The sequence below is a fragment of the Massilia sp. SYSU DXS3249 genome, assembly GCF_053668055.1.
In genome coordinates this window covers 190,583-213,127 of record NZ_JBSIPX010000003.1, presented here as the reverse complement: position 1 = coordinate 213,127, position 22,545 = coordinate 190,583, and the positions used below count along the sequence as shown (strand labels likewise).

26 protein-coding genes and 1 tRNA gene are annotated in these 22,545 nt (G+C 65.6%); 9 read left to right on the top strand and 18 right to left on the bottom strand.

Going from position 1 to position 22,545, the window contains the following annotated elements; translation table 11 throughout:
- Positions 1–21 precede the first annotated feature (21 nt).
- From ACWCIA_RS05250 to ACWCIA_RS05225, 6 genes are read right to left on the bottom strand one after another with little or no spacing between them, the layout of a single operon-like run.
- Complete coding sequence (locus ACWCIA_RS05250; protein ID WP_454161536.1) at positions 22–399, bottom strand: MAPEG family protein; 378 nt, start codon at positions 397–399, stop codon at positions 22–24.
- 27 nt (positions 400–426) lie between these two features.
- Positions 427–1,260, bottom strand: a complete 834-nt coding sequence (locus tag ACWCIA_RS05245; RefSeq protein WP_454161535.1) for a Rossmann-like and DUF2520 domain-containing protein — start codon at positions 1,258–1,260, stop codon at positions 427–429.
- Positions 1,260–1,838, bottom strand: a complete 579-nt coding sequence (locus ACWCIA_RS05240; RefSeq protein WP_454161534.1) for a DUF924 family protein — start codon at positions 1,836–1,838, stop codon at positions 1,260–1,262. The genes ACWCIA_RS05245 and ACWCIA_RS05240 overlap by 1 nt, the downstream gene beginning before the upstream one ends.
- Positions 1,839–1,892: 54 nt before the next feature.
- Positions 1,893–2,636 carry an MgtC/SapB family protein gene (locus ACWCIA_RS05235; RefSeq protein ID WP_454161533.1) on the bottom strand — a complete coding sequence of 248 codons (744 nt, stop codon included), beginning with the start codon at positions 2,634–2,636 and terminating at the stop codon, positions 1,893–1,895.
- Between the two features lie 27 nt (positions 2,637–2,663).
- Positions 2,664–2,924 (bottom strand): hypothetical protein, encoded by a 261-nt coding sequence (locus ACWCIA_RS05230; protein ID WP_454161532.1) that lies wholly within the window; start codon positions 2,922–2,924, stop codon positions 2,664–2,666.
- 1 nt (position 2,925) lies between these two features.
- Positions 2,926–4,770: an aminopeptidase P family protein gene (locus ACWCIA_RS05225; protein ID WP_454161531.1), complete on the bottom strand. Its 1,845-nt coding sequence runs from the start codon at positions 4,768–4,770 to the stop codon at positions 2,926–2,928.
- 210 nt (positions 4,771–4,980) lie between these two features.
- Here ACWCIA_RS05225 and ACWCIA_RS05220 point away from each other — a divergent pair, with 210 nt between their 5' ends.
- Positions 4,981–5,604 (top strand): hypoxanthine-guanine phosphoribosyltransferase, encoded by a 624-nt coding sequence (locus tag ACWCIA_RS05220; RefSeq protein WP_454161714.1) that lies wholly within the window; start codon positions 4,981–4,983, stop codon positions 5,602–5,604.
- Positions 5,605–5,807: 203 nt separating this feature from the next.
- On the opposite strand, the gene ACWCIA_RS05215 is transcribed toward ACWCIA_RS05220, so the two are convergent.
- The 4 genes from ACWCIA_RS05215 to ACWCIA_RS05200 all read right to left on the bottom strand — a co-directional run bounded on the left by ACWCIA_RS05215 (position 5,808) and on the right by ACWCIA_RS05200 (position 8,546).
- Positions 5,808–6,764: an NAD(P)H-dependent flavin oxidoreductase gene (locus ACWCIA_RS05215; RefSeq protein ID WP_454161530.1), complete on the bottom strand. Its 957-nt coding sequence runs from the start codon at positions 6,762–6,764 to the stop codon at positions 5,808–5,810.
- Between the two features lie 81 nt (positions 6,765–6,845).
- Positions 6,846–7,898 carry an MBL fold metallo-hydrolase gene (locus ACWCIA_RS05210; RefSeq protein WP_454161529.1) on the bottom strand — a complete coding sequence of 351 codons (1,053 nt, stop codon included), beginning with the start codon at positions 7,896–7,898 and terminating at the stop codon, positions 6,846–6,848.
- 25 nt (positions 7,899–7,923) lie between these two features.
- Positions 7,924–8,121: a DUF1289 domain-containing protein gene (locus tag ACWCIA_RS05205; protein WP_454161528.1), complete on the bottom strand. Its 198-nt coding sequence runs from the start codon at positions 8,119–8,121 to the stop codon at positions 7,924–7,926.
- Entirely contained in the window at positions 8,118–8,546 is a 429-nt protein-coding gene (locus ACWCIA_RS05200; RefSeq protein WP_454161527.1) for a thioesterase family protein, read from the bottom strand. Before ACWCIA_RS05200 ends, ACWCIA_RS05205 begins: the two co-directional genes overlap by 4 nt.
- A gap of 126 nt (positions 8,547–8,672) precedes the next feature.
- Between ACWCIA_RS05200 and ACWCIA_RS05195 the strand changes: the two genes are divergently transcribed.
- Both ACWCIA_RS05195 and ACWCIA_RS05190 read left to right on the top strand, forming a co-directional pair.
- Positions 8,673–9,101, top strand: coding sequence for a CopG family transcriptional regulator (locus ACWCIA_RS05195; RefSeq protein ID WP_454161526.1), 429 nt, complete (start codon positions 8,673–8,675; stop codon positions 9,099–9,101).
- Positions 9,102–9,132: 31 nt separating this feature from the next.
- Positions 9,133–10,251 carry an extracellular catalytic domain type 1 short-chain-length polyhydroxyalkanoate depolymerase gene (locus ACWCIA_RS05190; protein WP_454161525.1) on the top strand — a complete coding sequence of 373 codons (1,119 nt, stop codon included), beginning with the start codon at positions 9,133–9,135 and terminating at the stop codon, positions 10,249–10,251.
- A 111-nt stretch (positions 10,252–10,362) separates the two neighbouring features.
- On the opposite strand, the gene ACWCIA_RS05185 is transcribed toward ACWCIA_RS05190, so the two are convergent.
- Positions 10,363–10,563 (bottom strand): cysteine-rich CWC family protein, encoded by a 201-nt coding sequence (locus ACWCIA_RS05185; protein ID WP_454161524.1) that lies wholly within the window; start codon positions 10,561–10,563, stop codon positions 10,363–10,365.
- A gap of 170 nt (positions 10,564–10,733) precedes the next feature.
- Here ACWCIA_RS05185 and argB point away from each other — a divergent pair, with 170 nt between their 5' ends.
- A complete protein-coding gene (argB, locus tag ACWCIA_RS05180; RefSeq protein ID WP_454161523.1) occupies positions 10,734–11,663 on the top strand; it encodes an acetylglutamate kinase in 930 nt (309 codons plus the stop codon).
- Between the two features lie 93 nt (positions 11,664–11,756).
- Positions 11,757–11,831, top strand: a tRNA-Thr gene (locus ACWCIA_RS05175).
- An 18-nt stretch (positions 11,832–11,849) separates the two neighbouring features.
- Here ACWCIA_RS05175 and ACWCIA_RS05170 read toward each other — a convergent pair.
- The gene (locus ACWCIA_RS05170) at positions 11,850–12,737 is read right to left on the bottom strand and encodes a TraB/GumN family protein (protein WP_454161522.1); all 888 of its coding nucleotides are present in this window, start codon (positions 12,735–12,737) and stop codon (positions 11,850–11,852) included.
- A gap of 23 nt (positions 12,738–12,760) precedes the next feature.
- On the opposite strand from ACWCIA_RS05170, the gene ACWCIA_RS05165 reads away from it, so the two are divergent.
- The 3 genes from ACWCIA_RS05165 to ACWCIA_RS05155 are packed head-to-tail and all read left to right on the top strand — an operon-like array spanning position 12,761 to position 15,959.
- The gene (locus tag ACWCIA_RS05165; protein WP_454161521.1) at positions 12,761–13,492 is read left to right on the top strand and encodes an HAD-IA family hydrolase; all 732 of its coding nucleotides are present in this window, start codon (positions 12,761–12,763) and stop codon (positions 13,490–13,492) included.
- Positions 13,493–13,530: 38 nt separating this feature from the next.
- Complete coding sequence (gene slmA, locus ACWCIA_RS05160) at positions 13,531–14,109, top strand: nucleoid occlusion factor SlmA (RefSeq protein WP_454161520.1); 579 nt, start codon at positions 13,531–13,533, stop codon at positions 14,107–14,109.
- An 8-nt stretch (positions 14,110–14,117) separates the two neighbouring features.
- Positions 14,118–15,959, top strand: a complete 1,842-nt coding sequence (locus ACWCIA_RS05155; protein WP_454161519.1) for a chorismate-binding protein — start codon at positions 14,118–14,120, stop codon at positions 15,957–15,959.
- A 137-nt stretch (positions 15,960–16,096) separates the two neighbouring features.
- On the opposite strand, the gene ACWCIA_RS05150 is transcribed toward ACWCIA_RS05155, so the two are convergent.
- Both ACWCIA_RS05150 and ACWCIA_RS05145 read right to left on the bottom strand, forming a co-directional pair.
- Positions 16,097–16,696, bottom strand: a complete 600-nt coding sequence (locus ACWCIA_RS05150; RefSeq protein ID WP_454161518.1) for a glutathione peroxidase — start codon at positions 16,694–16,696, stop codon at positions 16,097–16,099.
- A gap of 17 nt (positions 16,697–16,713) precedes the next feature.
- Complete coding sequence (locus ACWCIA_RS05145; protein WP_454161517.1) at positions 16,714–17,136, bottom strand: CoA-binding protein; 423 nt, start codon at positions 17,134–17,136, stop codon at positions 16,714–16,716.
- Positions 17,137–17,276: 140 nt separating this feature from the next.
- On the opposite strand from ACWCIA_RS05145, the gene ACWCIA_RS05140 reads away from it, so the two are divergent.
- Positions 17,277–17,891 carry a peptidoglycan recognition protein family protein gene (locus tag ACWCIA_RS05140; protein ID WP_454161516.1) on the top strand — a complete coding sequence of 205 codons (615 nt, stop codon included), beginning with the start codon at positions 17,277–17,279 and terminating at the stop codon, positions 17,889–17,891.
- A 9-nt stretch (positions 17,892–17,900) separates the two neighbouring features.
- On the opposite strand, the gene ACWCIA_RS05135 is transcribed toward ACWCIA_RS05140, so the two are convergent.
- The 4 genes from ACWCIA_RS05135 to atpG form a co-directional block, all read right to left on the bottom strand.
- The gene (locus ACWCIA_RS05135; protein WP_454161515.1) at positions 17,901–19,571 is read right to left on the bottom strand and encodes a serine hydrolase; all 1,671 of its coding nucleotides are present in this window, start codon (positions 19,569–19,571) and stop codon (positions 17,901–17,903) included.
- Positions 19,572–19,772: 201 nt separating this feature from the next.
- Positions 19,773–20,195 carry a F0F1 ATP synthase subunit epsilon gene (locus tag ACWCIA_RS05130; RefSeq protein WP_454161514.1) on the bottom strand — a complete coding sequence of 141 codons (423 nt, stop codon included), beginning with the start codon at positions 20,193–20,195 and terminating at the stop codon, positions 19,773–19,775.
- A gap of 28 nt (positions 20,196–20,223) precedes the next feature.
- Positions 20,224–21,627 carry a F0F1 ATP synthase subunit beta gene (gene atpD / locus ACWCIA_RS05125; protein WP_454161513.1) on the bottom strand — a complete coding sequence of 468 codons (1,404 nt, stop codon included), beginning with the start codon at positions 21,625–21,627 and terminating at the stop codon, positions 20,224–20,226.
- A gap of 33 nt (positions 21,628–21,660) precedes the next feature.
- On the bottom strand, positions 21,661–22,536 hold the full coding sequence (gene atpG, locus ACWCIA_RS05120; RefSeq protein WP_454161512.1) for a F0F1 ATP synthase subunit gamma: 876 nt from the start codon (positions 22,534–22,536) through the stop codon (positions 21,661–21,663).
- Positions 22,537–22,545: the final 9 nt, after the last annotated feature.

Sequence of the window (22,545 nt, the reverse complement as noted above, 5' to 3'; positions counted from 1 at the left end):
TATTTTGCTTTGGGGCATCATTTAATGTAGCAGCAGCCCAACGGCCGCCCCGGCGACCAACAGCCCGCTTGCAATCATGCCAAGCACAAAGCCTACTTCCCGACGTGCCGGATCGCGGTAATAGCCGAGCGCGTACAGGATGCGCGCGCCGCACCAGAACAGTCCCCCGGCCGTCGCCCAGACGTCGCCCAGGTACCAGGCGCACAGCCACAGGGGCACCAGCACCAGCGGCAGCTGCTCGAGCGTATTGGCCTGCACCCGCTGCGCGCTCTGGAAGGCGGGCGGGCCATCCATGCGCGGCGCCGACACCTGATATTTGACGCGGGCCCAGCCGGCCATGACGCCGGTCCAGAAATACACTCCGAGAACGGCCAGCGTGGCCCAGGCGGTCAGGTACATCGGTACTCCTTGAATGGGATAAAACGGTCAGGCGTCGCCGCGCCGCTTGCGTGCCGCGAGCGCCGTGGTGGCGTCGACCAGGGCGTCGTACAGGGCGGCGGTCGGCGCGTCCCAGCCTGTCAATGCTTCGTGCTGGCGGGCGACCGTCGCAAAGTCGCCGCGCGCGACCGGGCCGCTGAGGGCAGCCGCCGGACCGAGCCGGAACACGTTGGCCAGGGTTTCGCTTGCCAGCGGCCGCGCCAGCTCGCGCGCCACCGCGTCCGGCACCCCGGCCGCCGCATAGGCGCGCAGAGCCGCGTCGAGCACCGTCACCAGGTAGTTCGAAGCGAACACCGAGGCCGCGTGATAAATCGTCTTGGCGGCGGCGTCGATGGCGACCAGGCGCGCGCCGATGGTTTCAAACGCCGGCCCCAGCAGCGCCAGCGCGGCGGCGTCTCCTTCGACGCCGCACCAGGTGCCGTCGAACGCGGCAGCGACGCCCTCCGGATCGGCGAAACTGCGCACCGGGTGCACGCTGGCGACCCGGGCGCCGGCCTCGCGGGCGGCCTGCAGCTCATTCGAAGATTTGGCGCCGCTGCAGTGGAAGACGATTGCATCCTGCAACAGTCCGGCAGCGGCGAGGGCCGTGCAGACGGGGACGATCTGGTCGTCGCCGACGGCCAGCATCCAGACGCCGGCGGGGCGCAGCTCGTCGAGCTCGCCGACGGCGCGGCCGGCGCCGGTGAACGCCACTGCTTGGCGGGCGCTGGCCGGGGAACGCGTCAGCACATCCTGCACGTCGAACACCTTACGAGCGGCAAACAGCCGGCCCAGCACGCGCCCGACATGGCCGGCGCCGACGATGTTCAGCGTCGGGATCATCAGAACCCGGCGCCGGGCTGGCCCAGGTACTGCAGCTCGTCGGCGGTGGAGGCGCGGCCGAGGATAGGGTTACGGTGCGGGAAGCGGCCGAAGCGCGCGATCACGCCGCGGTGGCGGTGTGCATAGTCGAGCATCTCCGTAAAACCTTCGTGTTCCTGGGCCAGGCGCCCGAACAGCTCGACCGCGCACTCCTGCATGCGCGCGTCTTCGGCGTGCTCGAAAGGCATGTAGGCGAAGGCCCGCTGCTGCGGCGCCAGCAGGCGGTCGGCGCCGCTGTCGACGAGGGACCGGGCCGCGCTCAGCGCCAGCAGGTCGCCGGCAAACGATTCCGGCTTGCCGCGGAAGGCGTTGCGGGTGAACTGGTCGAGCACGAGGATGCGCGCGAGCGTGCCCTCGGGGCCCTGCATGTCCCATTCGCGCAGGCCGCCGGCCACCGCCTGGGCGATGGCCGGGCCGAAGCGCTCGGCGACCAGCGCGTCGAAGGCGGCGTCCTTGCGGAACCATTCGGGGCGCGCCTTGCCGTAGCCGGCGTCGCCCGGCGGCAGGAACCAGAAATCGAGTACGTCTTGTGCGGTCATGGTGGTGCTATTCCAGTCTTGATTGGTTTTTTTATGGTGGAGCGTCGTGCGCCCTCAGTTACGGGCGTGCGAAAGCTGGAAGCCTTCGACACCCTCAAACGACGACAGTTCGGCCGCCAGTTCGGTCAGCGTGGCGCGGTTGTGGCGCGACAGCGCCAGCGCCACGAAGCGCCATTCCTGGCCATTGCTGGTGCTGGCGATGGTCAGCGAGCTGCCGGCGATCGTGTAGCCGCGCTCGAGCGCCGCTTCGCGCAGCGCATCCTCGCGCGGCAGGAAGTCGCGCCGGAAGCGCAGCATGACGGCCACCGCGCGGCGCGAGGGCAGCACGGCTTCGACCTTGTTCAGGTAGATCATGATCATGGCCGAGAAGAAGGCCAGTCCCATCGCCGCCAGATAAAAGCCGACGCCGACCAGGATGCCGATCACGGACGAGCTCCAGATCGAGGCGGCGGTGGTCAGCCCGCTGATATTGAATCCTTCGCGCATGATGACGCCGGCGCCGAGGAAGCCGATGCCGGTCACCACGCCCTGCATCACGCGGGTCGGGTCGACCACGCCGATGGCGCCGGTCTGGCCGCCGAACCAGGCTTCCGGATAGCCGCTGACGATGGTCAGCGCGCACGAGGCCATGCACACCAGTCCATAGGTGCGCATGCCGGCGGCGCGGCCGTGATAGGAACGCTCGTAGCCGACCAGCAGGCCGAGGAGCAGCGCTCCGAACAGGTGCAGCAGGATGACGGCATTAGTGGCGATCTCGGTCGGCGACCAGTACGGAGAAAGGACATCGAGGGTCGACATGGCGTCTTTCGAAGGATACAAGAAGCCTTATGGCTTCTTGCGCACCAGCTGCTTCTCGAAGGCGAGGTCGTGCTTGCTGACGCGCTTGACCTCCTGCGGGCCGAGGCCGTTCACGAACTGGACGAAGTCGTCCAGTTCGAGGGGGGCGCACAGCGGCGGCGAACCCGGTGCTTCGGACAGGTAGAACAGGCCGTCGCCGGTGCGCGCCATCGCATAGCCGGTCTGGCCGGTACGGCGTTTCAGGCGCTCGACGGCGGAGCTGGCGCGGGTGGAGCGGGCCGATACCATGTTATTGAACCTCCCGGGTGCGCAGTTCGAGCCAGTCGCGCGCGGCGCCGTCCACATGGGGCAGCAGGCGCTCGCGCACGGTGGCGTGATAGCGGTTGAGCCACTGGAGCTCGTGCGGCGCGAGCAGCGCCAGGTCGAGGCAGCGGGTGTCGATCGGGCACAGCGTCAGCGTCTCGAAGCGCAGGAACTCGCCGAACTCTCCGGTTTTGCCACCCTCATCGGCCGGCACGTTCAGCACCAGGTTCTCGATGCGGATGCCCCAGCGCCCGGGTTTATAAATGCCCGGCTCGATCGAGGTGATCATGCCCGGCTCCATGGCCGTGTGCGGATCCGGCGCGGCGCTCGGCGAGATCACTTGCGGGCCTTCGTGCACGTTCATGAAGTAGCCGACACCGTGGCCGGTGCCGTGGCCGTAGTCGACGCCGGCGGCCCAGATCGGGGCACGCGCGATGGCGTCGAGCATCGGCGAACGGGTGCCGCGCGGGAACTGGGCGTTCGACAAGGCCATCATCCCCTTCAGCACCAGGGTGAAGTCGCGCCGGTGGTTGTCCGTAATGTTCCCGACCGGGACCACGCGCGTGATGTCGGTGGTGCCGCCCAGGTACTGGCCGCCCGAGTCGATCAGGAGCAGGCCGTCGCCCTCGATGACGGCATGCGATGCCTGCGTGGCGCGGTAGTGCATGATGGCGCCGTTGGCATTGAAGCCGGCGATGGTGCCGAAGCTCGGGCTGACGAAATGCGGACGGCGCGCACGCGCGGCCGTGATCTGCTCGTCGATGGTGAGTTCGGTGAGGGGCGCGCGCTGCGGGTCGGCCAGCGTGCTTTCCAGCCAGGCGAAGAATTCGCACAGCGCCGCGCCGTCCTGCTCCATGGTGGCGCGCACGTGGGCGGCTTCCTGCTCGCTCTTGCGCGACTTGGCAAAGGTGGTCGGGTTGATCGCCTCGACCACGCGCACGTCGCCCGCGACAGCCTCGCGCATGCCGGCCGTGACGCGGCGCGGGTCGAGCAGCAGCGAGCTTCCCGACGGCAGGGCGGCGAGCGCCTCGCGCGCCTTGTCATACGGGGCCAGGTCGATGCCCTCGTCGAGCAGCCTCGCGCGCAGGGTCTCGTCCACCTTGCCGTCGGCGACGAACAGCGTCGCCCCGTCGCGCGCGACGAGTGCATGCGCCACGAAGACGGGGTTGAATGAGACGTCGGCGCCGCGCAGGTTGAACAGGTAAGCGATGTCGTCGAGGGTCGACATGAAATGCCGCTCCGCGCCCAGCGTTTCCATGGCGTCGCAAGTGGCGGCCAGCTTGTCGGCGCGCGGCAGCGTCGCATGCGGCGGCAGATGTTCGACAATCGGGGCATCGGGCAGCCCAGGGCGGTCGGCCCAGATCTCGTCGAGCAGGTCGAGGTCGGTGCGCAGTTGCACGCCGCGGGCAGCGAGCGCGTCTTTCAGCAGGCGCGCCACGGCCAGGCCCAGTACGCGGGCGTCGACCGCCACCGTCTGCCCGGGCTGCATGTTCGCGGCCAGCCAGTCGATGTGCAGCAGGCTGGCGCCCGACGGAATCTTCATCAACGCGATGTTCGAGCCGGCCAGTTCGGTTTCGGCCTGGGTCCAGTAGCGCCCGTCGGTCCAGACGCCGGCGAAGTTTTGGGTGGCGATGAAGGTGCCGACCGAACCCGTGAAGCCGGAGATCCACTCGCGTCCCTGCCAGCGGCGCGGCAGGTATTCGGACAGGTGGGGATCGCTCGAGGGCACGATAAAGGCATCGACACCGTGGCGCGCCATGGCGGTGCGCAGCTGTTCCAGGCGCGCGGCGCGCTGCGCAGTGCCCTGCAGGGTGAATTCATTCGTGGACATGGCTGACTTCGACGTTATTCAAGCCACGTATGATACGCCGCAAACCTGCATAATGGCGCGGGCAAATCTTGCGTATAAACATCAACAGCGCATCCAGGCAGTGTATGGCTGGGCAAACTGCTGCTGTGTTGACGTCCGGATTCAAGCGGACGTGGGTTTGTTGCAAAGTTGCCGCATAATCTAATCGGAGACATTCTTAGAACGATGACCATGCAAGATTTCCACCACGCCCGCGCCCGTGCGCTGCTTGCGAACGCGCGCCAGATCGTCAGCCCCGAAGAAGTGCAAGCCGCCGTGCGGCATGTGGCGGACGTCCTCAACGAGCGCTTCGGCGCGCCCGACAACACCACCTTCCCGCTGGTGCTCGGCGTGATGGGCGGCGCCGTCGTGTTCACCGGCACCCTGCTGCCCCAGCTCGCCTTCCCGCTCGAATTCGACTACATCCACGTCAGCCGCTATGGCGACGACGACCGCGGCGGCCAAATCGTCTGGAAGGTGATTCCACGCCAGAACGTGGCGGGACGCACCATCGTCGTGGTCGACGACATCCTCGACGAAGGAGAGACGCTGGCCCACGTGAAGCAGCGCCTGCTCGACATGGGCGCCTCCGAGGTGATCGTGGCCGTGTTCGCGGACAAGGAGCTAAAACGCAATAAGCCGATCCGCGCCGACATCGTCGGCCTGACGCTGCCGAACGCCTTCGTGGTCGGCTTCGGCATGGACGTGTACGGCTACTGGCGTAATCTGCCAGCCCTGTATGCGATCCGGCAGGACGATTTGAATGCGGCCGATCCGGCGCCGGATTATCCGATTCCGGATGAAAAAGCCTCCTGAATCGGAGGATTGTAGGGTGGGCACCCTGTGCCCACGCGGAAGCTCGCTCAGTGTTAGCGGAACATACGCGCAGAAGGGAAGTGGATCCTGACGCGATTAGGTTCGCGTGAGACCCGCAATAACATGCACATGTCCGCGTGGGCACAGGGTGCCCGGTGAAACCGTGATCGAGGCCATTGGCCTCGATCACCCCTACGAAACCGTTAGCGTAAGCTGAGGCGCTGGCGCGCCGCGTCGTATTCGCGCTTGAGGCGCTCGACCATCTCGGCCACCGTCGGCACGTCGTCCATCAGCCCCACGCCCTGGCCGGCGCCCCAGATGTCGCGCCAGGCCTTCGCCGTGCCGTCCCCGAAACTCATCTTGCTCTTGTCCGATTCCGGCAGCGCGTCCGGGTCGAGGCCGGCGTTGACGATCGATTTCTTCAGGTAATTGCCGTGCACGCCGGTGAACAGATTCGTGTAGACGATGTCGGCCGCGTTCGACTCGACGATGGCGTCGCGGTAGGACTCGCTGACGTTCGATTCCTGCGTCGCCAGCCAGCGCGAGCCGATGTAGGCGAAGTCGGCGCCCATGGCCTGGGCGGCCAGGATGGCGTCGCCGGTGGCGATCGAGCCCGACAGGGCAAGCGGGCCGTCGAAGAATTTGCGCACCTCGCCCACCAGCGCGAAGGGCGACAGCGCGCCCGCATGGCCGCCAGCCCCGGCCGCCACCAGGATCAGGCCATCGACGCCCGCCTCCAGCGCCTTTTGCGCATGGCGGATCGAGACCACGTCGTGCAGGACGATGCCGCCGTAGCTGTGCACGGCGTCGAGCATCTCCTTCGGCGGTGCGCGCAGCGAAGAGATGATGATCGGCACCTGGTGCTTCACGCAGACCTCGACGTCGTGTTCCAGGCGCGCGTTCGAAGCGTGCACGATCTGGTTGACGGCGATCGGGCCGATCTTCGCATCCGGGTTGCTGGCCGCGTACTCCGCCAGCTCGCGCTGCAGGTCGGTCAGCCAGGTGTCGAGCAGCTCGGCCGGGCGGGCGTTCAGCGCCGGAAAGGAGCCGACGATGCCGGCCTTGCACTGGGCCGCGACGAGCGCCGGACCGCTGGCGATGAACATCGGCGAGGCAATCACGGGAAGAGATAAGTGTTGCAGGATCGGGGGCAGCGACATGGGCGGCTTTCGGCGTGGTTGATCGGACCGTTCGATTATAGGGTCAAAAAAGCACGATCGTGCTAGACCGGCGGCTCTAATTCAGGTGTCCCGCAGCCAGCCGGCCTCGATGCGGGCGGCCTTGGCGCGGACCAGGGAGTTGACGGCCCAGGTGGCGAGGGCGGTGTAGGAGTCGGGAAGGAGTGTGGTATTCGGACGTGCGTTGAACGCGTGGACGGCGGAGCCGTCCACCCTACGGGTCTTCGTGCACGGCAACGTAGGGTGGACGGGTCCCCCGTCCACGCGTTCAACCGGCTGGCGCGCATCCGCAAACGCATCGGGTTCCATCAAGTGCAAGGCACTGAGTACCACCGGAATCGACGCCAACAGCCCTGGTAACTCCGCCAGCGCAATCCGCTGCCGCTCGAGCAATAAAAACTTCAGCATCACCTTGACCGCATTCTCCGCATTGCGCCGCGGATCGCCGGCCAGGTAATCGAGCCGCGAATACGCGCGCCCCAACGCCCCTGCCACGTCGCCGAACATCCGCCCGTGCCCGGGAATCACGACGCGCGCGTCGAGCGTGGCGATCAGGTCGAGCGTGGCGCGCGTTTCATCGAAGCCCGGTTCCCCGGCCAGCTCGGGAAAGATCACCCCGAAGCCGTTCTCCCACAGCGCATCCCCGGCGATCAGGATGCCCTCGGCTGCACAAAACAGCAGCAGCGCATGCGGATCGTGGCCGGGCGCGGCCAGCACCTGCCAGGACAGGCCGCCCAGGGTCAGTGCGTCGCCCGGCGCCAATACGGCATCGAAGGTAAACCGCACGCATTGCTGGCCGGTCGCGCGGTAGCTGAGTGCTTCCTCATCCCAGCGGGCGACCTTGCCGGCCTCGGCGGCGGGAATGGCGGTGTGGCAGCCATACGCGTCTTGCAGCGCCGCGTTGCCGCCGCAGTGGTCCGAATGCAGGTGGGTGTTCAACAGGCGATCGAGCGGACGGCCGCCCAGGGCGTGGCGCACCAGCGCCAGCGTCTGCGGCGCATGGGTCACATAGCCGCTGTCGACCAATGCGGTCTCACGGCCGGTGAACAGTACATTGTTCGAGGACAGCCAGCCGCGCTCGAAGACCTGCATGGTGGCGGGCAGCGCGAGGCTCATCTCAGTGAACGCTCACAATAAGCGTTCAGCCGAAATCGAGTTCGGACTCGCGCCGGCGGATTTCCAGCCAGACCGCGCGTTTATAGTCGTCGCCGGCGCTGCCCCAGGCGACGATCTCGTCGATCGTGCGCAGGCAGCCGCGGCACAGGCCGGTCGTCTGGTCCATCTCGCACAGGCTGATGCAGGGAGACGGCACCGGGGTCTGGAGTTCGGGCTGGTTCATGACGCCACCTTGCTGTTCTTGCGTGCTATGCGCGCATTGAACCGCGCCGGATCGATGACGTGGCGCTCGTGTACTCCCTCGCAGATGCGCTCGACATCGTCCCAGGCCTCGATCTTAAAACGCACGCGCTGGCCCTCGACCTCGAGCACCTCGCCCTCGATGCGCAAGGTCATGCCGGGCGGCGTCGGCGCCAGGTGCTCGAAGCTGACCATGGTGCCCAGGCTCTGTTCGCGCGGCCAGTCGAGGAAAGGCATCATCCCGTGGACGCAGGCCAGCTCCATCATGCCGACCATGTAGCCGGTGGCCAGCACCTCGGGCATGTCGAGGCAGAACGGGGTGTCGTGGTACAGCTGCGGCACGGTGGCGCGCGGGGGGACGGTGTACTGCCATGCGAAGCGTAGGCCGGGTTGTAATTCTGGACTCATGGAGAAATAGATTACCCGATTCAATCGGATCGCGCTTGACCTTGGGGCTCAGGCGCGTACACTGCACACAGGTTTTCACCATCCACATGGATGGTAACAGGATGGTTTTGAAAGGATGGTGTAAGGATGCGGGGTGACATTACGACGACCAACGAGCCAAAGCAAAAGCTGGCGGACTCGGAAAAAATCACGATCAACCTGGGCTTGATCGACCTGGGCCAGATCGACCTGCTGGTCAGCGAAGGGTTTTATAGCAATCGTACCGACCTGATCCGGACAGCGATTCGCAACCAGTTGAATACCCATGCCGACGTGGTGCGGCAGACCGTCGCCCGCCGCAGCCTGGTGCTCGGCATGCACCATTACTCCCGGGCCGACCTGGAAGCGGCGCAACAGGCAGGCGTGCGCCTGCAAATCCAGGTGCTCGGCATGGCCAGCATCGCCAGCGACGTTTCGGTCGAACTGGCGCTGGCCACCATTGAATCGATTTCGGTGCTTGGGGCGCTGCATGCAAGCAACGCCGTGAAAGCCGCATTGGCAGAGCGCATCCAGTAATGCGCACAGCCCAAGACAAGGAAAAAAGCACATGAAACTGAATAACAAATTGTTTTCGCAGATGCGGGCCGCGACCCGCAGCCTGCTGCACAAGCCCCGGGTGGACACGAATAAGGTGATCCAGGACGCACTCAAAAACGCTTCGGCCATGACCCAGGCGGCCCAGCAGCAGATGCAGGGCCTGTCGCAAGCCAATGCCGCCGCCCACACGCGCACGCCGGCCAACGTAGCGGACATGCTGGCCGAACTAAACCGAAATTTCGGCCACGGCGGCGGCGCTGCCAACGAGCCGGCCGAAGCCATGCCCGGCACCTTTAGCGAGGGCAGCCATACCAACGGCGCCGGCACCCGCAGTTACAAGCTGTACGTGCCCAGCAGCTACACGGCAGACAAACCGGTGCCGCTGGTGGTGATGCTGCACGGCTGCACCCAGGACCCGGACGATTTCGCCCACGGCACGCAAATGAACACGCTGGCCGAAGAAACCGGTTGCCTGGTCGTGTATCCGGCGCAATCGCGCCAGGCCAATTCTTCGCGCTGCTGGAACTGGTTCAACAACGTCGACCAGCAGCGCGACCAGGGCGAACCCTCGATCATCGCCGGCATCACACGCGAGATCATGGCCCGGCACACGATCGACCCGGCCCGGGTGTATGTGGCGGGCCTGTCCGCCGGCGGCGCCATGGCCACCATCATGGGCACGCTGTACCCGGACCTGTATGCGGCCGTCGGCGTGCACTCGGGACTGCCCTTCGCCTCGGCCCACGACCTGCCGTCGGCCCTGGCGGCGATGCAGGGCCAGCTGCAGCGCCAGCGCGACTTTCAGGCGCAGCCGGGCCGCGCGATCCCGATCATCGTCTTCCACGGCGACCAGGACCATACCGTGCACCCGACCAATGGCGACGAGCTGATGGTGCATGCGCGCGACGCCTCCGACGCCATGGCGGTCGAGCCGGGCCGGGTGCCGGACGGCCATGCCTATACCCGCACGATGCACAAGCGGGCCGACGGCAAGGTGCACGGCGAGCACTGGGTGATCCACGGCGCCGGCCACGCCTGGTCGGGCGGCAGCGCACGCGGCAGCTATACCGACGGCAAGGGTCCGGACGCCAGCCGCGAAATGATGCGTTTCTTTAGTACCCATCGTTGAACCATGGCGCCCTCCGCCTGCCGCGTCATGCGGCCCGACCGCGGCGCCCGGCACATCGCACTGCCGTGTCAGGATGATGCGCGTGCCGGCGCCATGGCTGGCGCAGCAGGCTCAATCGGCGCGCGGGAACCTTATTTCGACCGCCGTGTCAGTAGCCGCAATCTGGGCGCGCAGGCAGGCCGGGCACCAGCAGCCGGCGTCGACGCCCGGCACCGGCAGCACGGGCGGCAGTTCGGTGCACCAGCAGGGGCCGGCGCCGCCATCGGCCATGGCGCAGCCGAACGTGGCGCCGCAGCGGGTACATTGGCTCATGGCGCACCCCTGCGACAGAAATCCTTCGTCATGTGTAATATCGTTGCAGCATTCATCGGCGGCCATCCTGACCCGGTCAGGCCATAAAATACAACAAGAACGCTGCATAATGCCTACAAAGGCGGCCTTGTTGCCTGTAAAATCTCCGCCACTTTCATTTCGGATCCACCATGAACGCTCAGTTGACCAGCCTGCAGACCGAGGACCAACACAACGACCTGACCAAGGTCTCGCCGCAGATCAAGGCGCAGATCCTGGCCGAGGCGCTTCCCTACATCCGTAATTTCCACGGCAAGACCATCGTCATCAAATACGGCGGCAACGCCATGACCGACGAGCGCCTGAAACACGGCTTCGCGCGCGACGTCATCCTGCTGAAACTGGTGGGCATGAACCCGGTGGTGGTGCACGGCGGCGGTCCGCAGATCGACAACGCCCTGAAGAAAATCGGCAAGCAGGGCACCTTCGTGCAGGGCATGCGCATCACCGACGAAGAAACCATGGAAGTGGTCGAGTGGGTGCTGGGCGGCGAAGTGCAGCAGGACATCGTCATGCTGATCAACCACTACGGCGGCCAGGCAGTCGGCCTGACCGGCAAGGACGGCGGCCTGATCCGCGCACGCCGCATGAGCATGCCGGACAAGGAAAAGCCGGGCGAATTCCTCGACATCGGTTTTGTCGGCGAGATCGAAGCGATCAATCCGGCGGTCGTGAAAGCGCTGCAGGACGACGCCTTCATCCCGATCATCTCGCCGATCGGCTTCGGCCAGGACGGCCAGGCCTACAACATCAATGCCGACGTCGTCGCCGGCAAGATCGCGGAAATTCTGAAGGCCGAAAAGCTGATCATGATGACCAACATCGCGGGCGTGCAGGACAAGGCCGGCAACCTGGTCACCGACCTGTCGGCACGCGAGATCGACGAGATGTTCGAAGACGGCACGATTTCCGGCGGCATGCTGCCGAAGATCTCGTCGGCACTGGACGCAGCCAAGTCGGGCGTGAACACCGTGCACATCATCGATGGCCGCATAGAGCACTCTTTGTTGCTGGAAGTCTTGACCGAACAGGCTTTTGGCACTATGATCCGGTCGCATTAAAAATTTATGGCAAGCGTGCTCGCCATGAATGGCGAGCCATGCTTGCCAGTTGGCGGGCGTAGCCCACCAACCCGTACCGTGTTATTTCTACCCGCCCTTGTAGCTCAGTGGTAGAGCACTCCCTTGGTAAGGGAGAGGCCACGTGTTCAATCCACGTCAAGGGCACCACTCCTGCAGCACCTCCCCTCAGTACACCCGCTCCACCGTGATCCCGCGCTGGCGCAGCAATTCCGGCAATCCGTTTTTTCCCAGCAGGTGCAGCAAGCCGACCGCCACCACCGCATTGTTTTCGCGCGCCAGCAGCGAGGCGACCTTGTCCGCCATCGGCCCGTTGCGCTCGGTGAGCAGCACGTCGCGCGTGAATGTTCCGGTGAGGGTGGTATCGGTATCGACCCGGCGCGCGATCCGGTCCAGCGCAGCCTGGTCGGCGCGCTCATAGGCGTCGAACAGCTCGCGTCCTTCTCGCAGCTGGCGGCCCGATGCCATGTTGGCCAGCGTTTCCTCCAGCAGGCGCCACTGGTCGGCGTCGGGCAAGCGGTTCATCAGCGCCGCCTGGGCCTGCGCCGACTCGAGTTCCTCGATCCGGCTCTTGCCGCGCGCCAGCCCGGCCAGGTGCATGTCCACACCGAGGGCCGGGTCATAGCCTAATTTGCCGATGTCCATCACCCCGAGCAGGGTCGCCACCATCCAGGGTTTCATGCGCGCCACGGCGGCCGGGTCGACGCCCTGCTGGCGCAGGCCCGATTCGATGCCCCGGCGCTGCTTGTCCGGCAAGCCGACCAGGCCGCGGCTGCCTGCCGGGAACATGCCGTGCTGCTCGAAGGCGGCGGCCACGGCGGCCGGATCGCGTCCGGCGTCGATTTCCAGCACCAGCGCCGGCGCGGCCGCCATGGCTGCCCGAATGCGCGGCTCGAGCGGGTAAAAATCGGCGCGGCCCGCGTGGATGGTGCCGTACAGGTACAGGGTATTGCCCTTGCTGGTCGTTGCCTTGAACAGCGCGCCGCGCTCGGCGGCCAGCGCCTGGAAGGTCATCAGGAACAGGCTGAGGAACACCACTATAATCGGACGTCGCATACTCTCTCTCCGTGTCTGGAATCGTGCCAAATCATAACTCCCGCTCCCTCGTCTGGCTGTTTGATCTCGACAACACCCTGCATGACGCATCGCACGCGATTTTTCCGGCCATCAGCGCCAACATGAACGTGTATATCGCGCGCGTGCTCGACGACGGCGTCACCCCCGTCACCCAGGAGCGCATCGATGCGGCGCGCCTGGGTTACTGGAAGCGCTACGGCGCCACGCTGCTCGGCATGATGCGCCACCACGGCGTCAGCGCGCCCCACTTCCTGCGCGAGACCCACGAGCTGAAAGACCTGCGCGCGATGATGCGCTCGGAGGCCGGCCTCGGCAGCCTGCTGCGGCGCCTGCCGGGCCGCAAGATCCTGCTGACGAACGGGCCGCTGGCGTATTCGACCGATGTGATGCGCCACCTCGGCCTGCACCGCCACTTCGCCCACCACATCGCCATCGAACAGATGCACGTGCACCGCCAGCTGCGTCCCAAACCGTCAAAACTCATGCTGGCGCGCCTGCTGCGCCGACATGGCGTGGCCGCGCGCGACTGCGTGCTCGTCGAGGACACGCTGGCCAACCTGAAAAGCGCGAAGCAGCTGGGCCTGTCCACGGTCTGGGTCACGCAATACCTGCGCCGCGGCGAGCGCAGCACGCTGGCGCAAGCCCGGCCGCGCAGATTGATTCGCCCCAACTATGTCGATGTCAAAGTAAAATCCGTGCGGCAGTTGCCGAAGCAACTGCACCGGCTCCGCTGATCATTCACTTTTATTCGTCACTTACCTCTCGGGATACCATGGCAAGCAACAAGCCAGGCCAGCGCAAACTGCAAATCCTCCAGGCCCTGGCGGCCATGCTCGAACAGCCGAAAGGCGACAAGATCACCACCGCCGCGCTGGCGGCGCACCTGGCCGTGTCGGAAGCGGCCCTGTACCGCCACTTCGCCAGCAAGGCGCAGATGTACGAAGGCCTGATCGAATTCATCGAGGCCAGCGTCTTCGGCGTCATCAACCAGATCGTCGAGAAAGAAGAGCGCGGCGTCGACCAGGCCTACGCCATATTGACCATGCTGCTGAACTTCGCCGCGAACAATCCCGGCATGACCCGGGTGCTGATCGGCGACGCCCTGGTAGGAGAGGACGAACGCCTGCAACTGCGCATGAACGGCTTCTATGACAAGGTCGAGCTGGCCTGCAAGGGCGCGCTGCGCCTGGCCGTCACCCAGGGCCACGGGATCGAGGACGACGTGCCCGCGCGCGCCAGCCTCTTGGTGAGCTACGTCACCGGGCGCTGGCACCGCTTCGCCAAGAGCGGCTTCCGGCACAGCCCCGCTGACGGGACAGGCGTACAATTGTCGCTGCTGCTGGCGGCCTGAGGCTCCCGATGAACACGGTCTTTGCATTGCTCGACGATGCGAGCGCGGAGGGTCACGCGCAGGCACGCTCGCGCCTGTACACGGCCCACACGGGTACCCTGCACTGCTTTGACGCCGCCGGCTGGAACGATCTGCTGGCCGAGCTCGAAGCGGCCCTGGCGCGCGGCCTGTACGCGGTGCCCCTGCTCTCCTATGAGCTGGGCGCCCACCTGCTCGGCATCCCGACTCGAAAAGCGCTGGACGGCCCGCTGGCCCAGGTGCTGCTGTTCGAGCGCTGCGAGCGCATCACTCCCGAGGCCGCGGCGGCCTGGGTGGCCACGCGCGCGGCGGCAGGCAGCGGCCCGGCCGGCATCGGCGGCGTCACCCCGAATGTCGACGAAGCCCGGTTCGTGGAAGCGATCGGGCGCATCCGCGACTACATCGCCGCCGGCGACACCTACCAGGTCAATTACACCTACCGCCTGCGCTTCGACGCCTTCGGCTCGGTCTACGCACTGTACGCGCGCCTGCGCGCACGCCAGCCGGTGCCCTACGGCGCCCTGATCGGGCTGCCGGACGGCGGCGCCGTGCTCTCGTTTTCGCCCGAGCTGTTCGTGCGCCACGCAGCGGGCCAGGACGGCGGCACCCTGCTGGCGCGCCCGATGAAGGGCACGGCGCCCGCCGCCGGCGACGAGGCGACCAACGCCAGGCGCGCCGCCGCCCTCGCGCTCGACCCGAAAAACCGCGCCGAAAACCTGATGATCGTCGACCTGCTGCGCAACGACCTGGGGCGCATCGCCGACACCGGCAGCGTCGCGGTGCCGCAGCTGTTCGAGGTGACCCGCTTCGGCAGCGTGCTGCAAATGACCTCCACGGTGCAGGCGCGCCTGCGCGCGGATGCGACGCTGGCCGAGGTCTTCGCCGCGCTCTACCCCTGCGGCTCGATCACGGGCGCGCCCAAGCGGCGCACGATGGAAATCATCGACGAACTCGAGCCGGATCCGCGCGGCATTTATACGGGTGCGATCGGCTGGTTCGACCCGCCCCGGGACGGCCGCGCCTTCGGCGACTTCTGCCTGTCGGTGCCGATCCGCACGCTGGCGCTGGGGCCGGCTCCGGGACCCGACGCTGCCATGCGCCGCGGCGAACTCGGCGTCGGCGCCGGCATCGTCTTCGACAGCGACCCGCAAGGCGAATTCGCCGAATGCCGGTTGAAGGCACGCTTCCTCACGGGCCTGCCCAACGAGTTCGAGCTCTTCGAGACGATCAAGGCTTCGTGGCAGGACGGCCCGCGCCACCTCGACGCGCACCTGGCGCGCATCGCCGCCTCCTGTGCGTACTTTAACCGCCCCTTCGACGCGGTCGCGGCGCGCACGCTGGTGCTCGACGCCTGCCTCGGCCTGCCGCAGGACGCCGGCCTGCACCGGCTGCGCCTCTCGCTCGACGCCGACAACCGGCTGGCGATCGCGTCGGCCCCGCTGGCGCCCCTGCACGAGCCGGTACGCCTGGTGCTGGCCGAGGAGACCACGGAGTCGAACGATGTCTTCCTGCGCCACAAAACATTGGTGCGCAGCCGCTACGACGCCGCCTGGCGCGCCGCCGAGGCACAGGGCGCCTTCGACGCCCTGTTCTTCAACGAGCGAGGAGAATTGACGGAAGGCGGCCGCAGCAATGTCTTCGTGCGGATCGACGGCAAGTGGTACACGCCGCCGCTGGCCTGCGGCCTGCTGCCGGGCGTGATGCGCGCCGTGATGCTGGCCGCCCCCGCCTGGCGCGCGCAGGAACGCGTGATCACGCGCGAGCTGTTTCAGAAAGCCGACGGCATCATCGTATGCAACGCCCTGCGCGGCCCGCTGCGGGCTTATTTGTAGGGGTGGAGGAGGCCAGTGGCCTCCTCCACGGCTTCACCGGAGTCCTGACTCCACGCGTTGCGGTGCCCGCAGAACCGCGCGGTACGCAGTTCAACCAGCGTATGTGTCCTTCTATCGATCCATCCCTGAAGTCTTGATTACAGCGCCAGCGCCTGCTCGATCTTGCCCACCAACTGCGGGTCCTCCGGTGCCACCTTGCTCGGGAAGTATTCAATCACTTTACCGTCGCGTCCGATCAGGTACTTCGTGAAATTCCACTTCGGCTCCTTGCCGGTCTGCTTGGCCAGCGCCGCGTGCAGCGGGTTGGCGTTCGGCCCGGTCACCGGCGTCTTGGCGAACATCGGGAATTTCACGCCATAGGTGTTGTAGCAGAGGTCGGCGATTTCCTTGGCGTTGCCCGGCTCCTGGTTACCGAAATCGTTCGAGGGAAAGCCCAGTACCACCAGGCCGCGCGGATTGTATTTCGCGTACAGCTTTTCCAGCCCTTCGTACTGTTTCGTAAAACCGCAGTAGCTGGCGGTGTTCACGACCAGCACGACCTTGCCGGCGTACTGGCAGAGGTCTTGCGGCGCCTCGTCCTGCAGGCGCTTGAAGTTCTGCTTGAGCAGGGCCGGGCAGGCGGCAGGCGTCGCGCCCGCGGCCACGGTCGGACGGTGCGGCACGACGCCCGTCGGTTGGGCGGCCGCGCTCGATGCGGCGGCCAGCAGGGCGAAAGTCAGGGTGGCGGTTTTCAGCATGATCGGTCCAGTGATGTTCAAGCGTCGAGCTTGCGATGTTCAATTTTAAGGCAGTGGTTCATCACCACGTCCAGCCCCGCGGCGCGCGCCAGGTCGGCCGCGGCCTGGTTTTCGATGTCGAGCTGCATCCACAGGCAGCCGGCGCGGATCGCGATGGCGTCGCGCGCCAGCGGCGGGATGTCCTCGGACTTGCGGAAGCAGTCGACGATGTCGATGCGCTGGCCGCCGGGCGCGAGCGCATCGGCCGCTTCCTGCAGGGTCGCATGGACGCGCTCGCCGAGGATCTCCTGCCCCGCGTATTGCGGGTTGACCGGCAGGATGCGGTAGCCCTGCCCTTGCAGGTATTCGGCCACGCCGAAACTGGCGCGCTCGGGCTTGTTGGAGAGGCCGACGATGGCAATGTTCTTACTGTCTCGCAGGATTTGGGGAATTGTTCTCATGGGGGCTCGAAAGGGGTGCGGGATCGGCGCTAGCTTAACAGGTTTGCATCGCTTCGCCAGCAGGCGCACATGGGGAACAGCGTTTGCGCACATGCGGCAATGTATGAAAAGATGCGCCTTTCACGAAGACGAGCCCATCCATGAAAATCCTCCACGCAGCGCGCCTCCTCGCCACCCTGGCCCTGGCGCTGGCCACGACCGGCTGCACCCTGGCGCCGACGGTCGCCGAGCCGCCGGTCGTCGCCGTCGCCGACTGGGGCGGCACCCCGGCCGACCCGGCGCGGGCGCGGCGCCACACGATCACCCACATCACGCTGCACCACCAGGGCGAGCCGTTCAAACCGGGCACCGACCCGCGCCAGTACCTGCGCAACCTGCAAACCTGGTCGCGCAACACCAAGGGCTGGCTCGACATCCCCTACCATTACGTCATCGACCTCGAGGGCAAGACCTACGCGGCGCGCGACATCGCCTATGCCGGCGACACCAATACCGAATACGACCCCAGCGGCCATGCGCTGATCGAAGTCGTCGGCAATTTCGAGGAAGTCGAACCGAACCAGGCGCAACTCGATGCCGTGGTCGACGTGATGGCAATGCTGGCAAAAAAATACGGCGTGCCGGTCGAGCGCATCGCCAGCCACCGCGACCATTCCGACAAAACCGTCTGCCCGGGCGCCAACCTGTACCGCTATGTGCAGAGCGGCTACTTCCGCGAGAAAGTCGCCGCCCGCCTGGCCAATAAACCGGGCTGATCCGGGTTCTTACAGCTTGCGCGCCCGGATCTGCTGGCCATTCTGGTGCAGCACCAGGTGGCTGCTGTCGGCGCCGTCGAAGCGCACTTCGGCCTCGATGTCGCGTGCGAAGAACACGCTGTCGCTGTGCGCGAAGATCTCCAGCTTCGGCTGGCCGGTCGCCTGGGCATAGTAACGCTCGCCCTCGCGGCTGAGCGCCAGCACGAAGCCCGGCGCCAGTTCGTAGCGTCCGGCCCTGGCGTCGAAGGCGGCGTCGGCCAGTTTGACGGTCGGGCGCGCGGCGGGGGCGTCGCCGGTGCGTGCCTGGCGCATGGCCTCGCCGTCGTGGTACTGGGTCACATGGGTGATGACGCCCTGCGCGTCCTGGCCGAACTCGAAGTAATCCGATGCATTCGGCAGGAAGAAGCCGTTCGGCGAGAACGCCTTCAGGCGCACCGGGGGCCGTCCGCTGCGTTGCATGACGAGGACGTCGCCATCGCGGCGGAAGGTGCGCGTGGACGATTGGTCGACCGCATAGACGCCGGTAAAGCGTTCGAGCGCCGCGCCGCCCAGCGCGATCTCCTTGAACTCGCGGAAGGGCTTGCCGATGGCAATCGCCGCCGCCCTGCTCGCCACCATGCCCGGATTCACCAGGCCGCCGTCGGCATTGCTCAGGACGGCGACGAAGACCTTCTGCTCGGGCAGGCGCTGGGCAAAGGTATTGAAGCCGTTGATGGCCCCGCCATGCTCGATGCTCGCGGCGCCCTGCAGCTTGCCGATCTGCCAGCCGTAGCCGTAACCCGTCGATTTGCCGTCGGCCAGCGTGTACGGCGTGAATGCGCGCTTCCAGCTCGCCGGTTTCAACAGCTTGCCGCTCGAGATGGCGGCGTCCCAGCGCGCCAGGTCGTCGACGCTGGACACCAGCGAGCCGGCCGCATACGGCTGCGTCATGCTGAGTTTGGAAGCGCGCCCAAAACCCTGGCCGTCGCGCGAGTGGCCGAGCGCGCGCGGCGCCTTGCCGCGTTCGTGGCCTTCGTAGGCGGTATTCGCCATGCCGAGCGGCTTGAAGATGCGCTGCTCGACGAACTTCGCGTAGGGCTGGCCGGACACCTGCTCGATGATCGCGCCCAGCAGGAAGTAGCCGGAGTTGTTGTAGCGGTAGTTCGTTCCCGGCTCGAAGTCGAGCGGGTCGTTTTTAAAGCTGTCGATCATGGCGGCGACAGTCACGTCCTTCTCCATGCCGAGCGCATAGTCCGGCTTGCCCGTATAGCTCTTGATGCCGGACGTATGGGTCAGCAGGTGCTCGACCGTGATGGCCTTGCCCTTGGTCGGGTAGTCCGGGAAGAAGCGCGTGATGTCGTCCGTGAGGGACAATTTGCCTTCTTCCGCCAGCATCAGGATCGCCACCGCCGTGAACTGCTTGGTGATCGACCCCAGGCGCAGCACCGCGTCCGGCGTCATGGCCTGCTTGCCGATGCTGTCGGCCATGCCGTAGGCTTTCCTGAAGACCGTCTTGCCGTCCTTGACGACGATGACGGTGGCGCCCGGCTCGTCCGCCTTGTAATGGGCGCCGATGCTGGCGTCGATGGCGGCGGCCATCGACTGTTGCGACTGCACGGCGGCAGGCGCGGCCTGGACCCCGGCCATCGGTGCGCCGGCGAGGACGAGTACGGCAACGCAGACTGCGGAAAGTTTCAGCATGGCGGACATCCCTTTATGAGTTGGTATGTTCCCGACTGTACGCTTCCGGTAGTTCTTGAACAACGCTTTGTGGATAAACGGCTGAAAACGCTGGATGGGTTGCCGTCAAGACGGATGGGAGCGCTGCCGGCATAAAAAAAGGCAGCCCGAAGGCTGCCTTTCCTGTACGGCTGAAGCTTGACGAGCAGCTTAGCGAGAACCTTAGCGACCGCGCGAACGCAATCTCTGGATTGCCGCCAGCTGGGCGATCGCCGAAGCGAGTTCGGCTTGCGCTTTCGCGTAGTCGATCTGCGCGTCCTGCGACTGCATCAGCTCTTCGGCCGACTTCTTGGCCGCTTGCGCTTTCGCTTCGTCGAGGTCGCCACCGCGGATCGCGGTGTCGGCCAGGACCGTCACGCCGTTCGGCTGCACCTCGAGGATACCGCCGGCGACGAAAACGAACTCCTCATTGCCGCCGGTCGTCTGGATGCGCACGGCGCCCGGACGGATCCGCGTGATCAGCGGGGTGTGCTTCGGGTAGATACCCAGCTCGCCCGCTTCACCCGGCAACGCGACGAATTCGGCTTCGCCCGAGAAGATGCTTTCCTCGGCCGAGACCACGTCAACGTGAAATGTGTTTGCCATGTGTGTCCTTCAGGTTGAAGAAGCCGACTTAGGCAGCCAGTTTCTTGGCTTTTTCGATTGCTTCCTCGATGGTGCCGACCATGTAGAACGCCTGTTCCGGCATGTGGTCCAGTTCGCCCGACGCGATCATCTTGAAGCCCTTGATCGTGTCTTTCAGCGAAACGTACTTGCCTGGCGCGCCAGTAAACACTTCAGCGACGTGGAACGGCTGCGACAGGAAACGCTGCATCTTACGTGCGCGTGCGACGACCAGCTTGTCTTCCGGCGCCAGTTCGTCCATGCCCAGAATCGCGATGATGTCGCGCAGTTCCTTGTAGCGCTGCAGGGTACCCTGGACGGCGCGTGCGGTCTCGTAGTGTTCCTGGCCGACGACGAGCGGGTCCAGCTGGCGCGAGGTCGAGTCGAGCGGGTCGACTGCAGGGTAGATACCCAGCGAGGCGATGTCACGCGACAGAACGACGGTCGAATCCAGGTGGGCGAAGGTGGTTGCAGGCGACGGGTCGGTCAAGTCATCCGCAGGGACGTAGACGGCCTGGATCGAGGTGATCGAACCGGTCTTGGTCGAGGTGATGCGCTCTTGCAGGCGGCCCATCTCTTCGGCCAGGGTCGGCTGGTAGCCCACCGCCGACGGCATACGGCCCAGCAGTGCCGAGACTTCGGTACCGGCCAGGGTGTAGCGGTAGATGTTGTCGACGAAGAACAGAACGTCCTTGCCTTCGTCACGGAAGGCTTCGGCCATGGTCAGGCCGGTCAGCGCGACGCGCAGACGGTTGCCTGGCGGTTCGTTCATCTGGCCGTAGACCATCGCGACCTTCGAGTTTTCCGGATTGTCCAGGTCGACGACCTTGGCATCGGCCATCTCGTGGTAGAAGTCGTTACCTTCGCGGGTACGCTCACCGACGCCGGCGAACACGGACAGACCCGAGTGCGCTTTGGCGATGTTGTTGATCAGTTCCATCATGTTGACGGTCTTGCCGACGCCGGCGCCGCCGAACAGGCCAACCTTACCGCCCTTGGCGAACGGGCAGACCAGGTCGATGACCTTGATGCCGGTTTCCAGCAGGTCGGTCGATGGCGACAGTTCGTCGTAGACCGGTGCCGAGCGGTGGATCGATGCCATGCGCTCGTTGCTGACCGGACCGCATTCGTCGATCGGGTTGCCCAGCACGTCCATGATGCGACCCAGGGTGGCGACGCCGACCGGGACCATGATCGGGTTGCCGGTGTTCTGGATAATCATGCCGCGACGCAGGCCTTCCGAGCTGCCCAGTGCAATGGTACGGACGATGCCGTCACCCAGCTGCTGCTGCACTTCCAGGGTCAGTGCGGAGCCTTCCATTTTCAGTGCGTCGAAAACCTTCGGCATGGCGTTACGTGGGAATTCCACGTCAACCACTGCGCCGATACACTGAACGATTTTGCCATCAGCCATGTTCGTTCCTTCAGATATAGTTAAATTCTTTATTTAGACCGCTGCCGCGCCGGCGACGATCTCGGAGAGTTCTTTGGTAATCGCTGCCTGGCGGGTCTTGTTATAGACCAGCTTCAGTTCGCCGATGACGCTGCCTGCGTTGTCGCTTGCCGCCTTCATCGCGACCATGCGCGCCGATTGCTCGGACGCCAGGTTTTCCGCCACTGCCTGGTACACCAGGGCCTCGACATAGCGCACCAGCAGTTCGTCGATGACGACTTGCGGTTCCGGCTCGTAGATGTAATCCCACGAGATCGCGCCCTTGTCGGCTTCCATGTGCTTGGCCGGCAGCGGGAGCAGCTGCTCGACCACCGGTTCCTGCTTCATCGTGTTGATGAACTTGGTGTAGCACAGGTAGACGGCGTCCAGCTGGCCATCCTGGTATGCGTCGAGCATGACCTTGATCGGGCCGATCAGCTTGTCCAGGTGCGGGGTGTCGCCGATCTGGGTCGCATGCGACACCAGCTTGACGCCCACGCGGTTCAGGAAGCCCAGGCCCTTGTTGCCGATGGCGACAGCCTCGACACGGTTGCCCGCCGCTTCCATTTCCTTCGACTTCAGCGTTACCTGGCGCAGGATGTTGGTGTTCATGCCGCCGCACAGACCCTTGTCGGTCGTGACGACGATGAAACCCACTGCCTTTGCCTGCACGTGCTTGGCTTGCGCCATGAAGACGTGCGTGTACTCCGGATTTGCCTCGGCCAGATTGGCGGTGATGTTCCGAATTTTTTCACTGTAGGGACGGGCGGCGCGCATCCGGTCCTGCGCCTTGCGCATCTTGGATGCGGCGACCATTTCCATCGCCTTGGTGATCTTCTTCGTATTCTCTACGCTCTTGATCTTGCCACGAATCTCTTTGCCTACTGCCATGAGTCCTTA

What these genes read in the sequence shown, in the direction of transcription:
- ACWCIA_RS05220 (WP_454161714.1), top strand. Translation starts at nt 4,981, where the DNA reads ATGCAAGATTTCCACCACGCCCGCGCCCGTGCGCTGCTTGCGAACGCG.
- ACWCIA_RS05140 (WP_454161516.1), top strand. Translation starts at nt 17,277, where the DNA reads ATGAAAATCCTCCACGCAGCGCGCCTCCTCGCCACCCTGGCCCTGGCG.
- ACWCIA_RS05225 (WP_454161531.1), bottom strand. Translation starts at nt 4,770, where the DNA reads ATGTCCACGAATGAATTCACCCTGCAGGGCACTGCGCAGCGCGCCGCG.
- ACWCIA_RS05150 (WP_454161518.1), bottom strand. Translation starts at nt 16,696, where the DNA reads ATGCTGAAAACCGCCACCCTGACTTTCGCCCTGCTGGCCGCCGCATCG.
- ACWCIA_RS05185 (WP_454161524.1), bottom strand. Translation starts at nt 10,563, where the DNA reads ATGAGCCAATGTACCCGCTGCGGCGCCACGTTCGGCTGCGCCATGGCC.
- ACWCIA_RS05190 (WP_454161525.1), top strand. Translation starts at nt 9,133, where the DNA reads ATGAAACTGAATAACAAATTGTTTTCGCAGATGCGGGCCGCGACCCGC.
- ACWCIA_RS05230 (WP_454161532.1), bottom strand. Translation starts at nt 2,924, where the DNA reads ATGGTATCGGCCCGCTCCACCCGCGCCAGCTCCGCCGTCGAGCGCCTG.
- argB (WP_454161523.1), top strand. Translation starts at nt 10,734, where the DNA reads ATGAACGCTCAGTTGACCAGCCTGCAGACCGAGGACCAACACAACGAC.
- ACWCIA_RS05200 (WP_454161527.1), bottom strand. Translation starts at nt 8,546, where the DNA reads ATGAGTCCAGAATTACAACCCGGCCTACGCTTCGCATGGCAGTACACC.
- ACWCIA_RS05235 (WP_454161533.1), bottom strand. Translation starts at nt 2,636, where the DNA reads ATGTCGACCCTCGATGTCCTTTCTCCGTACTGGTCGCCGACCGAGATC.
- ACWCIA_RS05215 (WP_454161530.1), bottom strand. Translation starts at nt 6,764, where the DNA reads ATGTCGCTGCCCCCGATCCTGCAACACTTATCTCTTCCCGTGATTGCC.
- atpG (WP_454161512.1), bottom strand. Translation starts at nt 22,536, where the DNA reads ATGGCAGTAGGCAAAGAGATTCGTGGCAAGATCAAGAGCGTAGAGAAT.
- ACWCIA_RS05145 (WP_454161517.1), bottom strand. Translation starts at nt 17,136, where the DNA reads ATGAGAACAATTCCCCAAATCCTGCGAGACAGTAAGAACATTGCCATC.
- ACWCIA_RS05195 (WP_454161526.1), top strand. Translation starts at nt 8,673, where the DNA reads ATGCGGGGTGACATTACGACGACCAACGAGCCAAAGCAAAAGCTGGCG.
- ACWCIA_RS05135 (WP_454161515.1), bottom strand. Translation starts at nt 19,571, where the DNA reads ATGCTGAAACTTTCCGCAGTCTGCGTTGCCGTACTCGTCCTCGCCGGC.
- atpD (WP_454161513.1), bottom strand. Translation starts at nt 21,627, where the DNA reads ATGGCTGATGGCAAAATCGTTCAGTGTATCGGCGCAGTGGTTGACGTG.
- ACWCIA_RS05250 (WP_454161536.1), bottom strand. Translation starts at nt 399, where the DNA reads ATGTACCTGACCGCCTGGGCCACGCTGGCCGTTCTCGGAGTGTATTTC.
- ACWCIA_RS05155 (WP_454161519.1), top strand. Translation starts at nt 14,118, where the DNA reads ATGAACACGGTCTTTGCATTGCTCGACGATGCGAGCGCGGAGGGTCAC.
- ACWCIA_RS05240 (WP_454161534.1), bottom strand. Translation starts at nt 1,838, where the DNA reads ATGACCGCACAAGACGTACTCGATTTCTGGTTCCTGCCGCCGGGCGAC.
- ACWCIA_RS05205 (WP_454161528.1), bottom strand. Translation starts at nt 8,121, where the DNA reads ATGAACCAGCCCGAACTCCAGACCCCGGTGCCGTCTCCCTGCATCAGC.
- ACWCIA_RS05130 (WP_454161514.1), bottom strand. Translation starts at nt 20,195, where the DNA reads ATGGCAAACACATTTCACGTTGACGTGGTCTCGGCCGAGGAAAGCATC.
- ACWCIA_RS05170 (WP_454161522.1), bottom strand. Translation starts at nt 12,737, where the DNA reads ATGCGACGTCCGATTATAGTGGTGTTCCTCAGCCTGTTCCTGATGACC.
- ACWCIA_RS05245 (WP_454161535.1), bottom strand. Translation starts at nt 1,260, where the DNA reads ATGATCCCGACGCTGAACATCGTCGGCGCCGGCCATGTCGGGCGCGTG.
- ACWCIA_RS05210 (WP_454161529.1), bottom strand. Translation starts at nt 7,898, where the DNA reads ATGAGCCTCGCGCTGCCCGCCACCATGCAGGTCTTCGAGCGCGGCTGG.
- slmA (WP_454161520.1), top strand. Translation starts at nt 13,531, where the DNA reads ATGGCAAGCAACAAGCCAGGCCAGCGCAAACTGCAAATCCTCCAGGCC.